The following is a 12,465-nucleotide window of genomic DNA, read 5'->3' as shown; positions in this document are numbered from 1 at the left end:
TACCTTTTTTTAGGGTATAATTTATATCATGTTGAAAGATCAGGAACAATTTGAGCGCGAAGAACGCGCAAAGCGTCTGGTCATGGCCAGGAAGAACGCGGGCTTTGCCGGGCCGAAAGCGATCGTCGATCGTTTCGGCTGGAACGCCAATGTCTACAAGGCGCACGAGTCGGGCCGGAACGGCTTCGGCATCGCCGACGCGAAGAAATATGCCAAGGCGTTCCGGGTCAATCTCAACTGGCTGCAGTTCGGAACCGGCGATGCACTCGATCCGGAGGAGCGGCCGGTCTCCGTCGCCGACGTGCCGAAGATCTCCTGGGTCAGCGCCGGGCAGCTGACCGAGCAGGCGCCGATCACCGACTTCTCGGAATTCCCGACCGTCGCCGCGCTCGATCTGCCCGACGGCGACTGGATCGCGCTCGAGGTCGAGGGCAATTCGATGAACAAGATCTCGCCGCCGGGCTCGATCATTTTCGTCAACCGCCGCGATAAGCGCCTGGCGCCGAACGCGCTTTATGTCGTCGCCGACGAGACCGGGGCTGCGACCTACAAGCGCTACCGCCCGAACGACAATCCACCCTTCCAGCCGGCCTCCTACGAGGACGTGCCGCCGCCGGAATTCCAGGGCGCCGTCACCATCGTCGGCCGCGTCCGCCGGTCGGTGATCGAGATGTGAGAGTCCAGACCTCTTTCGAAAATCTCAACTAATTCCGCGATGTAACGCTTACCGCTCCAGCAAAATTCCAACCACTTCGCAAAACGATTCAAGATGATCAGCCCGCCCTCATGAGCGGGCGGAATCTGGCTCCATTTCGTGACGCTCGCCGTGCTGATCATCGCTTTCGGCGCCGCGCGGGCGATCCTGTTTTGAGGTGAACCCCTCGCATGGCCGAAACCGGCTCTGCCCGGCGCTCCAATCGCCACGGTCAAACTGCCTGCAGCGACCTCGCAACCGCTTCGAGCTCAGGCGTCCAATCTGAAAGCCGCGACGCGCCGCAGAGCGGGTCATCGCCGCCGCCTGCGCGCCTGCGCTATCCTGATCTCTCTCACTCCTTCTCTCTTCCATCTCTTTCCAGTTCCTGAAGGCTGGTGAGGGAGGGTTCCGGCCAAAGCTTCCCCCTACCCCATGAGCAAAGCCCATGAAGCCGGGAGAGCATTGGCCATGTCCTGAAGGCCGGAGCCGGGATGGGACACGTGCCAGAGGGGCCATTCGCTTCGCCCTCGTCCTGATTTTCTGACAGCGCACTTAAGGACTTTCGCTTCCCGCGCCGCTGGGCTTCGTCAGCTCGGGAGTTGCACCCGGTCGCCCAATCACTTGGCCGAGACATACGCCTACGATTCGTACCTCGTCAATCTGTCAGGTATTTTTTATACCTTTTTCGATTGACGATCTAGGGTATGTTATATACCTTTCTCGACAGGCCGACCAGCCGGCACGAGAGGGCAGAGCAATGCAGCATATCCGCAGGATCGAGACCGAGCAGAGCCGGCGGGACACCCGCTGGAATGCGGTGCGCGGGCTCGATGACTGCGATGCCTATATGGCCAACGAGGCCCAGCGCATGGGCGCCCTCGGCTTTGCCTATCTCGGCCGCCCCGAACATTCGGTCCGCGGCCAGTCATGGCTGCGCGGCGCCACCGCCAGCGTCGAGGCGCATTACCGCTACGCCCGCGAGATCATGGGCATCACCGATCGCGATCAGCTTTACGCCTGAGGGAGAAACCGACATGTCCGCCGATTGCGTCATCAAAGCCTTTTCCGGCTGCGCCTGCCCGCCGGGTCAGTGCGCCGAGAAGCCCCGCATCCCGGCGCCGGTCACCTTCGTTTCGTGGCAGATCCAAGCGCTCACCTGCATCGCCCTCGGATTGCTGGCGGCGCTCGTCTCGGCCGCCTGGATGGAGCCACAACTCAAGCATCGCGGTCTCGACCACCAGGAGCGGGTGTCATGGAAGTGAGCGAATGCCTTTCGAAGCGCCGCCGGTCAGGAGCTGAACTTGATGTCGCTCGCCTTCGCCGCAGTAATGAAGGCCCGCCGCACCTGCTCGGGCTCGGCGAGATCGTTGAAGACATCAAGCACCAGCAACTCGGCAGCCTTGGCCGCCGGCGTCTGCGCGGGCCAATCGTTCAGCAAGGTATTGCCGGCCTGGACGACATTATAAACGGTCCTGGTCTTGCCATTGATGGTGATCTTCACCGGTTTGAAGCTCCGTCGCCTGCTCATGATGCAGCCCCCTCGCGCTGGACATCCGACTCAACGAGCGGCGTTCGGACTCGTTCCACCGACACCAAGTTCTTTCTCAACCAATCAGAAAGTGCAGTAAGCGATGTTCCGATTACACCTTAGCTCAGTTTTTTTCGGACGCTTCAGGTTTTCACAATTCGTATGAATTCACGCACCTCTTTTAGCATCCAGTTCCGAAAGGCGCGGACCTTTGGTTGGTCTTGATTGCCGACGCGGTACAGCAGATCGTAACCCCACTCGACCTCGAAGGCCACGTCGGGAAATAATGAAACCAGCCTATCAGCGGCAAGGTCTTCTGCAACAAGGACGCTCCGCCCAAGAGCTACACCCGCTCCTCGAATGGCTGCCTCAATGGACATGCTTCCATGGCTGTATCCGGGCCCACGCATACCGGGGTACGGCAGCTCCATCATCGCGAACCATCGCTCCCAGGTTGTGATCATCCCGATCTCGTGAATGAGTTGGCATTTGACCAGGTCGCTCGGCGCATCAATCCCGCCCATCTTCTGGCGGTACTCCAAGGAGCATACTGGTGAGACCGTCTCGTTCATGATGCGCTCCGCCGCCGCGTGAGGGTAGCGACCGTCACCATAACGCAATGCTACGTCGACTTGACCGGCAGCGAAGTCGACGGCTGCATCGGTAACCTCCAGATGAACATCGAGATCAGGCAGGTCAGCCATCAGGCGGTGCAGTCGAGGCGTCAGCCATTTGCTGGCAAAAGAAACACTGCAGTTTACAACAAGGCGGGAGGCATCGCTTTTGCGACGCAACGCCTCGGATTCTCGCTGCAACTCCGACAGAAGACGCGTGACGGTGCTGAAATAGGAATGACCCGCGTCGGTCAGTTCAATCCTTCGGGTCAGGCGACGGAAGAGCGGCACGCCGAGATGGTCTTCGAGTGCCTTTATCTGTCGGCTTACCGCTCCGTGGGTGAGATGAAGCTCCTGGGCCGCAAGGGTCATGCTCAGCCGTCGACCGGTTGCCTCGAAGGCTCGCAATGTCTGGAGCGGAGGAAGTGGGTTGGTCATGTGCCCCATGCGTGATGTCATCTCACGCATCCTGTGAGAACAAATGGTTTGTCGCGCGGGTATCGCGCAGCTTATGGATGGCACACTCTCACGCACACGCCAATGCAAAAGCTGTCAAAGATGTCCCCCAACTCCGTTGAATCAGCCGCCATGCCTACACAACTCGGCCCTGCGAGTTCGCTCTCGACGAAGAGCTTGGGGGCCATGTTGCTTCTGGCCCTCATGTGGGGGCTTTCTATCCCGATCACGAAGCTCGGCCTTGGCAGCATTCCCCCGATGACGTTCACGGCGTTGCGCTTCATGGTGGCCGTGCCGCTCATGATGTTCCTAGCGAGACGCGAACTCCGTGTTCCGAGGAGAGCAATTCCTGGAATTGTCGGCCTGGGTGTCATGGGTATCACCTTGGGTAACGTCGCCCAGTCGTTCGGGGTGCAAGGCACATCGGCCTCGGTCGCGACCATCGTCTCGGCAACCATCCCGCTGTTCATGGTCGTCCTGGCGGCAATCCGTTTCAGGCAATCCGTGACACCGCTGCAATGGAGCGGCCTCCTGGTTGCGTTCTTCGGTATTGCCCTTGTGGCCGTTGGAAGCGGACCGGGTGTCGATGACATGTCGAGGACGACAGTTTCCGGTGTAATGTTGATGCTGCTCTCCACCATCGGAATCGCGATCTACTATATCTGGAGCGCGGAGCTGACAGAGAAGTATGGCCTGATGCCTGTCGCGGCATGGAACATGCTCGTCGGGCTTTTGACCGTTATGCCGCTCGCAGGCTGGGAGATCACCCAACACACGGTCGATATCACCGTCGAGGCGCTTGCGGCCATCACCTATCTCGGCGTGATCGTCACAGTGGCGGGACTGATCGTGTGGCTCTATCTTCTGAAAGTCGTTCCGGCGCGCGTTGCGGCGAGCGTCCAATATCTGCAGCCAGTGTTTGGCATCAGCGCCAGCGCGTTTCTTTTTGGTGATGAATTAGGACTGATGTTCGCGGCAGGCATTGGGCTCGTCCTTGCTGGGCTGGGATTGGCCGCCGCCGGAAAGCGTGCAAGCCCATAGCAAGCGCGAGGTTCGCTCTGTTTTAATTCCCCCGCTCGGTTACTCCCCGAGCGAATTGACCCGCTTCGGCGGGTCTTTTTTGTGCGGCGAAAAATGTCCGATGCACCTCACGTCCAGACTTCCCGGTCGTGAGAACCTCCGTAAGCGGTGTGCCGCCCGCACCTTGACTGAAGTTCAATGTGAGATCTCCAATGCTCCTGCTGTGACAGACACTGCAGCATGAGCCATGTCGAGCATATGCGCCAGGCGCGACGGGCCATGACGACTGCGCCCGAAACTGGATCGGGACGCAGATCGCAAAGGTTTGGATGCCAGGAGGTATCTCAGGTTCCGGCCTGCCGGGAGGCCGCATACGGCGAAGGCTTTGCTCGTGCGGCATTTTGGGTCGTGAAAGACAAGACAAGGACGCCCAGACCGAGGAATGCCGGAACTGATCCGGCGTAGTCGGACGCGTTCAGATGAGCCGATAGCGCCAGCAGCAGGTGAAAAAACATTCCGGAGTAGGCGAGATCGCTCAGTCCGACGCTGATGCGGGAAAGGATCGCCGCCACTCCCAGCAGTTTGACCGTAATCAGGAGCGGCACCAGATAGCCAGGAAAGCCAAGCTGACCCAACAGTTGTCGCACGGTGTCGCTTTGGGTGAGATAGAAGGTGGCGGACATAAGGTACAACGCCGAAAGAAGCGCGGTGCTGATCCAATAAATGTATTTGCGGGCCATGTTTACTCGGTTCTCCTCACGACTTCGTTGCCGCGAACACGTTGCGGAACGAGATCGGCGCACGGCCCGACAGCCGCTCGACATCATGTGTAAGCACATCGAAGTGTCCTTCGACAAAGGTCTTCTTGATGTCCATGATGGCATTGACAACCAAATCGGGCAGCCCGGCCTGGCCTAAGCCGCCATGCAGTTGCTCCTCGGTAATCGAGGCAAACACGATGGGCTTTCCAAGTGCCTCCGAAGCAATGGCGGCGACGTCATGCCCTGTTAGCGCATCGGGTCCCGTCAGATTGTAGATCGCGCCTGCGTGACCTTCGCCCAATACGGCTCCTGCTGTCGCTGCGGCCACGTCGTTGCGCGAGACATACGCGACGCGACCTTCGCCGAGTCCAGCGAGCATTCCTTGGCTCTGTGACATCATGACCTCGTCGATCATGGACTGTGCATAGTAGTTCATGCGCAGGATCGTCCAGTGTGGAGCTGACCTGATCAGATGCTGTTCGGCTGTCCAGTAGGACTCGCCGAGTGCAGGAACGGCAGCCTCGCGTGTGCCTGCCGCCGACAGCAGGACGATGTGCTGCACACCTGACTTCACGGCCACATCGATGGCGGACTTGAGCTGTACACCGCGCACGCCCGGACCTAGGTCTGCGCTGGGGATCAGCACCAGACGGTCGAGCCCGGCATAGGCGTCCAGAAGCGTCTCTGGCTGGTCATAGTCACCCTTACGAGCCTCGACCCCGCTACGTGCCTTCTCCGGCGAGCGGGAAATGGCGACGATTTGGTGGCCGCCTCCGCGTGAGCTGAGTTCTTCGATGATGGCCGCACCCAGTTTCCCACTTGCGCCGTTGATGCCGATCTTCATGTCGTCGTCCTCTTCTGCTAACGAACAAAATGTACGTGACGATATGATCGATATCGGGTATCTGCACAAGAATGCACATGAAAGTGCGCCACGCACAGGGATGTGCGTGCCTTGATGGAGTAGCCAATGAACACCACCGCCGCCACGCAGGCCGTGGACTTGCCTGCGAGCGAAGATCACAACAACTGCCGTGCGCTCGGCCAGATTCTTGATCGCATTGGCGACAAGTGGACCATTATGGTTGTCGGAGTGCTGTCACGGGGACCGTTGCGCTTCAACCAGATGATGCGCGAGATCGCCGGCGTGTCTCACCGGATGCTGACCCTCACACTCCGTAGTCTGGAGCGCGATGGATTGGTGTCGCGCACGGCCTATGCCACCATCCCGCCGAAGGTGGAATATGCTCTCACCGACGCCGGGCGTTCGCTGATCGAGCCATTGCGGGTACTCAGCGATTGGGCAATTGACTATCGCCCTGTGATCGAGAAGGCTCGGGCGGACTTCGACACCCGCGAGGTATGAAGCCCGAGATGGAAATACCGTGTGGCGAGGCTGTCAGTGCAGAAGCGCTTACTCCCGACGGCCGCTTTGGGCCGGGCTCGTGATACGGAATCCACCGTCGCCCCCCAAGGAAGCGCACGGAATTCGGTGCAGACTTAGATCGACTTCAAATACTCGATGAGGTCGTCCTTTTCCTGAGTGCTCAGATCCAACTTCAAATGATCGTTGTAGTGCTCGACGACTTCCTCGAGCGTGGCAAACCGCCCGTCGTGGTAGAAGCCACCCTTGTGGACCTTCTCCATGTTCCACAGGGCCCGCAACGGCGCTGTCCTGTAGCGACCATCCGGGGATCGCACCGCCTGGAAATCGTCTATCCCGATCTCGTCCGCCGTATGAAGGTTCCAACCGGGCTCTGTGAAGAGCGGCGGCACATGGCAAGTGGAGCACTTGGCCTTGTCGTTGAAGAGGGCCTTTCCCTTCTCCGCCGCCGCACTGTCGAATGTGCCATTTGGCGGCTGCGGGGTGGGTAGGGATAGCTGATAGAAGTGCAGCGCCGGAAGTTTGGCGGTGATCCGGTCTTCCTTGTCCTGCTTGTGACCCTGCTTTGTCCTGGCTGCAACCGGATACTTCTCGGCGTCATCAAGCCGCGGATCGTAGAACACGCCTTTGCCGTGCATCTCGAGATTGCCGACATAGGCGTTCCAGTAGCTGACGTTCCCCCAGGCCCCGGTCCAGGTATGGTTATTTACGCCCGCCAATCCGAATGCGGGGGGATTGAGCGTCGCGGCCGTCTTGCCGTCCGGGCGGAAGGCCTTTCCGTCCAGGTTGAGCTCGGCATCGAACTTGCCAGGCCCCCAGGCCGCCACCGCCTTCTTCACGTCGGCTTCGGAGATTTGCAGCATCTCGGTGAATGCCGTGAGGTCAGGCGCCAACCTGACGATCGCACCGATGTCCAGGTCGCGGTTGGGCCAGCCATCTAGCCTGCGGCCGATGCCGGGAGCGTAGGCGTCGTCGACTGTCGAATGGCATACCGCACACTGGATGCCGACCGACGTCAGCGTCTTGCCGTCGTCGCCGAAAAATCCGGTTACCCCGACAACGGCATTGGCCTTCAGCAGCAGAAGCGTGCTCGCCGGATCGTCAAGATCGACCTTGCCCTTGTTGAGCGCTGCGGCGACGTCCTTCGGGACGGCGTTGAGGTCGACCTTCAGACCGAGCTCCAGAGCCTTCTTGGGGCTCAGTCCCGGCCCCTTGCCCCCCAGCTTCTCACCCGCGATCGCCTCGTGAAGCTTGAGTTTGCCTCCCCAGAAGTCCTCACTGCCGAACGTGTCGAAGCGGAATGTCTCGCGACCCTCCTCCAGGAACCGTCTGGCTTGGGCGGCCGCCGCCGCATCAAACTCCTTGCCGCCGACAGAGGCTTTTTTGGCCGTCTGGGCGGCCGCCGGGATCATCGTTGAACAGAGGAGAAGAAGGAAAAAAGCTGCTGTGCCATGAGAGCGTAGAGACATAGAAATCCCTCCACGCAGCCGAGGTTTTCGGCTTGCGCACCTGGTTTTACCGCAATGAAACAAATCCCATCCACAATATTACAACATGCTAAATTAGCAATGGAAATCCTTTGTTCTCGCCCGGTCTGAGGCTCCGAGCCGATTGCCTTCGCTGCGGCGTGCCTCTTACAAGGGGCTTCGCGAATAAGGCGGCCGCCGACGTCTACGAGATCGCGTGATCTCAAACCGATATCTGTCGGTTTTTCTGTCGATTTGAATCTGTCGGATAATCTTTTGGCGCTCGGGATCACCACTAGCCCCCTGTAAAAAAGGGGGTTTCCGCTGGTCGGAGTGGAGTGATTCGAACACTCGACCCCCACGTCCCGAACGTGGTGCGCTACCAGACTGCGCTACACTCCGTGACCAGCGGCGCTTCTATAGAACAGCCTATCTGGTTGCACAAGCACCAAATTTCAAAAAACCGAGGGATTTTTTGACGGGTTGATGACAGCGGCCGGAATGGGCCGCTGCAGCAAAAAGACACACCGCAAGCAAATCGAACGGAAGTGCAAAAGGGGCAATTTTCTTTTGCCGGGTTCCGCGCTAAAGGGCTCGGCGGGACAGGCGAAACCGCCGCGACGGCGGCTTCGCAGCCATTGCGCTAGAGATCAGGGACGACACGATGAAACTCCGCACCATTACCGCGGCCGGGCTTGCAATTGCGCTTGCCGGATGCACGACTATTCCTTCCGCCGGCAATCCGATCGAGGCCCGCTGGGTCGGCAAATCGGCCGGCATCTTCTTTGCCGCCTACGGGCCGCCGATCAGCGACCGCGAGGAAGGTGCGAGCACCATCTATACCTGGCGCGGCGGCTACATGACCGTGCGCATTCCGGCGAAATATGCCGAAGGCGCCGATGGCAAGCGCGGCAAGCAGATCGCCGCCGCCCGCACCGCCTATCTGCGCTGCCAGGCCGAAATCACCACCAATTCCGACTACACGATCCGCGATATCCGCACCGTCGCCGACATTCCGGGCGTCAACGGCCCGTCCTATTGCGCCGAGTTCCTGGCGCCGGAACAGAAGTAACGGGCAACCGGAAGAGACGAAAACAGGCGGCCGATGTGCCGCCTGTTTTGTTTTGGGCTGCTGCGGATCGTTACAGGCTAGCGGCCTCGGACGCGGATCACGGAACGAATGATGATGTGAGGTTGTGCCGTGCAGCCCCCTCATCCGGCCCTGCGGGCCACCCACCGGGGTCGGATGAGGGGGCTGCACGGCACGGCGTCAGCGACAGAAAACCATCGCCACTCGCCGTGCCGTCGATAGCCCTACCCCTCCGCCGGCCCGTACAGGCCGAGCTGGTCGAGAAGCGCCCGCTGCCGGTCGGCATTTTCGACCAGGAGGCCGGTGTAGCGCTCGACGATCCGGCCGCGGTGGTCCGGATCGGACACGGCCGACAGCGCGCCGGTGATGGCGGCGATCTTTTCCGAGGTCCGGCGCAGCTCTTCCAGCAGCTCAGCCTTGCCGCCGGCCTCCGCGACGACCTGCTTCGTCACCTTGCCGATGCCGGCCGGCGTGCGGCTGCCGCCGGAGACGTAGCCTTCCGGCAGGTCGCCCTTGAGATTGACGACGGATTTGAAGCGGATGACGTCGAAGATCTGGTCGACCGCCTGCTTGGCGCCGGTCACCCGCGAGGGATGGTCGGTGTCGGCGGCGGCATGCGGCAAGAGCTCGAGCTTGCCCTTGTGGCGCTCCTCGAGCGGCAGGTAGGGCAGCATCGGGCCGCTGAGCGCGCCGGTCGCGGCATCCCGGAAGAGGTCGGCGTCGATCGCCGCATGGGCGATCTTGCCGGAGGCAAGGGCTGCATCGAGGGCATGGGGATCAACGACTTCGCCGCGGTCGTAATTGACCAGCACCGCGCCGTCCTTCATGGCGCCGAGCACCTGCGCATTCACGGTGCCGGCATTGGAATAGGTGCCGGTCGATGCATCGAGGCGGCCGAGGCCGATATGGACGGAGAGCACGTCGGCGCCGGCTGCCGCTTCGACCGGGCTTGCGGCATAATCGAAGCCCTCCGCCTCGATCCAGCGCCGGTGGTGCTCGCGGGCATAGATCGCCACCTTCATGCCGAAGGCCTTGGCGAGCTTGGCGACTTCGCGGCCGATATTGCCGTAGCCGAGCACGGCGAGCTTGCGGCCCTCGAGCTTTGCCGTCGGGAAATCCTTGAGCTGGCGGCCGGTATCGAAATCGCCGCCGGCGACCATGCGGTGCAGCCGGTCGACCGGCAGGTCGGGCATGACCTTCAGGATCGCCTTCACAGCCATCTGGGCGGTTGCCCGGCTGTTGATGCCGGGCGTGTTCATCAGCGGCGCATTGCCGCCCTCGCCATTGCCGCCGCCCCAGGAGGCCGAGCCCATATTGCCGGTGCCGGCGCCGATGCGCACGCCGCCGAGCGGGAAGACGGAGGACTTCGGGATAAAGGTCGCCGCCGCGATCAGCGCGTCGTACTGGCCCTTGTCGGTCTGCGGCAGGATCTCCGCCTCGGTGCTGAGGTTCGGCTGGTAGAAGAAATGGATGCGGCCCTTTTCCAGCGCCGAACGATCACCGAGCGGGCCGAGATGGAAGACACCGCCCTTCTCCTCGATATAGGCCTTGACCTCGCTGTGATCGGGCTCGCCGTCGGCGCCGAAGCGCAAGCCGATGAGATCGGCGATCAGTACGGTATAGGCGCGGTTCGGATCGTCCTTGCGCAAGGCGCCATCGGCCTTGGCGGGCGCCTCGAAGGTGACGCCGTGTTTTGCGAGCTCCTCTTCGAGCACGACGATCTTGGCGCGCAGATAGGCGTATTGCAGATTTTCCAGGAGTGCCACGACATCTTCGGGCTCGCGGATGCCGCCGACCCAGGCGCGGTAATCGCCTGGCGTGCCCGGGAAGGCGTTGACGTAGCGGGCCGCATCGAGGCCGGGCTCGTATTCGCCGTTCGGATGGGTGATGCCCTCATAACCGAGCAGCTGCTTGGAACGGGCGATGATGCGGGCGTGGATGCCGGCATCGCTGATGCCGTCGTCCTCGACCTTCAGCAGCGTTACCGCCGCGCCGCGGCGGTCGGCATCGGTGACGGTCAGCGACAGTAGCGGGTGCGACTTGACCCATTCGTCGATCACGGCGCGGTTGGCGGCGGAGCGGCGGTTGAGCTCGACGATGGTGCCGACCCGGGCTTCCGACTGCAGCAGGCCGAAGGTGGTCTCGGCAAAGGCGAGCGCGCTGTAGGTGTTGATGACGCCGCCGAGCATGCGGTCTTCGCCGGCATCGTAGAACGGCCCGGCATCGACGGAGCGCTTGGCCGAAAACGGCTGCCGGGGATCGATCGGCGGGGCGATCTTCAGCTGGCGCGGGATCGCCCAGGCGGGATCCTGCTGATTCTTTTCGATCAGCGCCAGCGCATGCGGCGTGAAGGAGGCGACGAAATAGCCGGAGATGCCGCCGATCGCCTTCTGGAACGGCATGAACAGGCAGCACTTCGCCATGACGGCGCTGACGAGCTCGGGCTCCCAGGGCATGGCGCCGAGCATCGAAGTGGCGTCGAACACCGCATGGCGGTTGGCCGGATCGCCGTCGAGCCAGGAGAGGAGCTCGCGGATCTCGCCGCTGGTATAGGCGTTCGCCCCCGTCGTCTCGTGGCCGACGCCGACGAAGATCGACACGCCGAGGCTGGACAGTTCGGCCGCCGTCGGGATCACGCCTTCGGAGGCGGCGAAATGGATGCGGCTCTCGCAGCCCTTTTCGGCGAAGCGCTGCATCTCGATCAGCTGGGTCGCCCAGGACTGGCGGAAGAAGCCGGCGGCCTTGGACGGATCGCTCTCCGGCCGCGGCGTATCGACATAGACGCGCTGGCCGGCGTCATTGGCATTCATCAGATGCTGGATGCAGACGGTGAAACCGCTATGGCCGCCGCCGAGCCCGACCGCCATGCGGTTGGTCTTCGGGAAGCCGAAATAGCGATGGATCGCCCGCATCATGTCGGTCAGGATCTTGTCGGCCGGATAGCCGCGATGCATGCTGCGGGAAATCTCGGCCGTGGTGAAGCCGCCGATATCGTTGCCCCTGTCGTCGAACTTGCGATAGCTCTTCTCGATCCAGGCGTCGAAGGCGATGCGCCGCAGGCGGCTATCCACTTCGTCGGTCGTCGCATCGGTGATCGGCCCGACGCCGAAGAACGGGTTGGACGGCAGCTTCGGCGCGCCCGACGCAGTCTGTCGAAGGGCGTTCAATCGCTGTTCCTGCATCTGCGCGATATCTGTCATAGCCTGCCTGTCTCTGTCCGGAGCTGAAGTTGCCTTCATGGTGAAGCGACTGCTCCGGCTCGACAACCTCATATGCGCCGAACGACAGGCGAAACGCGTCATTGGTGGCCGTATCGTTGATGATGGCGCGATGGGCGGCGGGACGCGATCCGCTTTCCAGTCTGCAGATCGGCGGTACTGGGATGACTGAGGAGAAGTGGTGCTGGGATGGAGGGGCAGAGGTGGTGCCGCGAGCTGGATCGCCGGTGCGTC

General features: G+C 61.6%; 12 protein-coding genes and 1 tRNA gene. 6 read left to right on the top strand and 7 right to left on the bottom strand.

The features are described from left to right. Positions 1–28: 28 nt before the first annotated feature. The 3 genes from AMK02_RS05355 to AMK02_RS05340 all read left to right on the top strand — a co-directional run bounded on the left by AMK02_RS05355 (position 29) and on the right by AMK02_RS05340 (position 1,956). Positions 29–676, top strand: a complete 648-nt coding sequence (locus AMK02_RS05355; protein ID WP_064800991.1) for a S24 family peptidase — start codon at positions 29–31, stop codon at positions 674–676. Positions 677–1,451: 775 nt separating this feature from the next. Continuing rightward, complete coding sequence (locus AMK02_RS05345; protein WP_064800989.1) at positions 1,452–1,715, top strand: hypothetical protein; 264 nt, start codon at positions 1,452–1,454, stop codon at positions 1,713–1,715. Positions 1,716–1,728: 13 nt separating this feature from the next. Beyond that, the gene (locus tag AMK02_RS05340) at positions 1,729–1,956 is read left to right on the top strand and encodes a hypothetical protein (protein ID WP_064800988.1); all 228 of its coding nucleotides are present in this window, start codon (positions 1,729–1,731) and stop codon (positions 1,954–1,956) included. A gap of 26 nt (positions 1,957–1,982) precedes the next feature. Here the strand turns inward: AMK02_RS05340 and AMK02_RS05335 are convergent, their stop codons facing one another. Both AMK02_RS05335 and gcvA read right to left on the bottom strand, forming a co-directional pair. Continuing rightward, a complete protein-coding gene (locus AMK02_RS05335; RefSeq protein WP_064800987.1) occupies positions 1,983–2,222 on the bottom strand; it encodes a DUF982 domain-containing protein in 240 nt (79 codons plus the stop codon). 143 nt (positions 2,223–2,365) lie between these two features. Beyond that, entirely contained in the window at positions 2,366–3,274 is a 909-nt protein-coding gene (gcvA, locus tag AMK02_RS05330; protein WP_064805950.1) for a transcriptional regulator GcvA, read from the bottom strand. 204 nt (positions 3,275–3,478) lie between these two features. Between gcvA and AMK02_RS05325 the strand changes: the two genes are divergently transcribed. Further along, complete coding sequence (locus tag AMK02_RS05325) at positions 3,479–4,333, top strand: DMT family transporter (RefSeq protein ID WP_064805948.1); 855 nt, start codon at positions 3,479–3,481, stop codon at positions 4,331–4,333. Between the two features lie 323 nt (positions 4,334–4,656). Here AMK02_RS05325 and AMK02_RS05320 read toward each other — a convergent pair whose 3' ends face one another. Together AMK02_RS05320 and AMK02_RS05315 are read right to left on the bottom strand one after the other, a co-directional pair. Beyond that, positions 4,657–5,052, bottom strand: coding sequence for a DoxX family protein (locus tag AMK02_RS05320; RefSeq protein ID WP_064800986.1), 396 nt, complete (start codon positions 5,050–5,052; stop codon positions 4,657–4,659). A gap of 16 nt (positions 5,053–5,068) precedes the next feature. Beyond that, positions 5,069–5,917 (bottom strand): SDR family oxidoreductase, encoded by an 849-nt coding sequence (locus AMK02_RS05315; protein WP_064800985.1) that lies wholly within the window; start codon positions 5,915–5,917, stop codon positions 5,069–5,071. A 126-nt stretch (positions 5,918–6,043) separates the two neighbouring features. Between AMK02_RS05315 and AMK02_RS05310 the strand changes: the two genes are divergently transcribed. Beyond that, positions 6,044–6,439, top strand: coding sequence for a winged helix-turn-helix transcriptional regulator (locus tag AMK02_RS05310; protein ID WP_064800984.1), 396 nt, complete (start codon positions 6,044–6,046; stop codon positions 6,437–6,439). 134 nt (positions 6,440–6,573) lie between these two features. On the opposite strand, the gene AMK02_RS05305 is transcribed toward AMK02_RS05310, so the two are convergent. After that, positions 6,574–7,926, bottom strand: coding sequence for a hypothetical protein (locus AMK02_RS05305; protein WP_064800983.1), 1,353 nt, complete (start codon positions 7,924–7,926; stop codon positions 6,574–6,576). Positions 7,927–8,248: 322 nt separating this feature from the next. Beyond that, positions 8,249–8,325: transfer RNA gene (locus AMK02_RS05300), tRNA-Pro, on the bottom strand. 262 nt (positions 8,326–8,587) lie between these two features. Between AMK02_RS05300 and AMK02_RS05295 the strand changes: the two genes are divergently transcribed. Next, positions 8,588–8,995 (top strand): hypothetical protein, encoded by a 408-nt coding sequence (locus AMK02_RS05295; RefSeq protein WP_064800982.1) that lies wholly within the window; start codon positions 8,588–8,590, stop codon positions 8,993–8,995. A 242-nt stretch (positions 8,996–9,237) separates the two neighbouring features. Here the strand turns inward: AMK02_RS05295 and AMK02_RS05290 are convergent, their stop codons facing one another. Beyond that, complete coding sequence (locus AMK02_RS05290) at positions 9,238–12,213, bottom strand: NAD(P)-dependent oxidoreductase (protein WP_064800981.1); 2,976 nt, start codon at positions 12,211–12,213, stop codon at positions 9,238–9,240. Positions 12,214–12,465: the final 252 nt, after the last annotated feature.

Origin of the sequence: Rhizobium sp. N731 (genome assembly GCF_001664145.1) — a bacterium.
In the GTDB taxonomy this organism is placed as follows: domain Bacteria; phylum Pseudomonadota; class Alphaproteobacteria; order Rhizobiales; family Rhizobiaceae; genus Rhizobium; species Rhizobium esperanzae.
This window is presented reverse-complemented; position numbering and strand designations above follow the sequence as displayed.

Coding starts and splice junctions, on each gene's coding strand:
- AMK02_RS05320 (WP_064800986.1), bottom strand. CDS start 5,052: ATGGCCCGCAAATACATTTATTGGATCAGCACCGCGCTTCTTTCGGCG.
- AMK02_RS05345 (WP_064800989.1), top strand. CDS start 1,452: ATGCAGCATATCCGCAGGATCGAGACCGAGCAGAGCCGGCGGGACACC.
- AMK02_RS05340 (WP_064800988.1), top strand. CDS start 1,729: ATGTCCGCCGATTGCGTCATCAAAGCCTTTTCCGGCTGCGCCTGCCCG.
- AMK02_RS05290 (WP_064800981.1), bottom strand. CDS start 12,213: ATGACAGATATCGCGCAGATGCAGGAACAGCGATTGAACGCCCTTCGA.
- AMK02_RS05355 (WP_064800991.1), top strand. CDS start 29: ATGTTGAAAGATCAGGAACAATTTGAGCGCGAAGAACGCGCAAAGCGT.
- AMK02_RS05295 (WP_064800982.1), top strand. CDS start 8,588: ATGAAACTCCGCACCATTACCGCGGCCGGGCTTGCAATTGCGCTTGCC.
- AMK02_RS05335 (WP_064800987.1), bottom strand. CDS start 2,222: ATGAGCAGGCGACGGAGCTTCAAACCGGTGAAGATCACCATCAATGGC.
- AMK02_RS05315 (WP_064800985.1), bottom strand. CDS start 5,917: ATGAAGATCGGCATCAACGGCGCAAGTGGGAAACTGGGTGCGGCCATC.
- AMK02_RS05305 (WP_064800983.1), bottom strand. CDS start 7,926: ATGTCTCTACGCTCTCATGGCACAGCAGCTTTTTTCCTTCTTCTCCTC.
- AMK02_RS05310 (WP_064800984.1), top strand. CDS start 6,044: ATGAACACCACCGCCGCCACGCAGGCCGTGGACTTGCCTGCGAGCGAA.
- gcvA (WP_064805950.1), bottom strand. CDS start 3,274: ATGACCAACCCACTTCCTCCGCTCCAGACATTGCGAGCCTTCGAGGCA.
- AMK02_RS05325 (WP_064805948.1), top strand. CDS start 3,479: ATGTTGCTTCTGGCCCTCATGTGGGGGCTTTCTATCCCGATCACGAAG.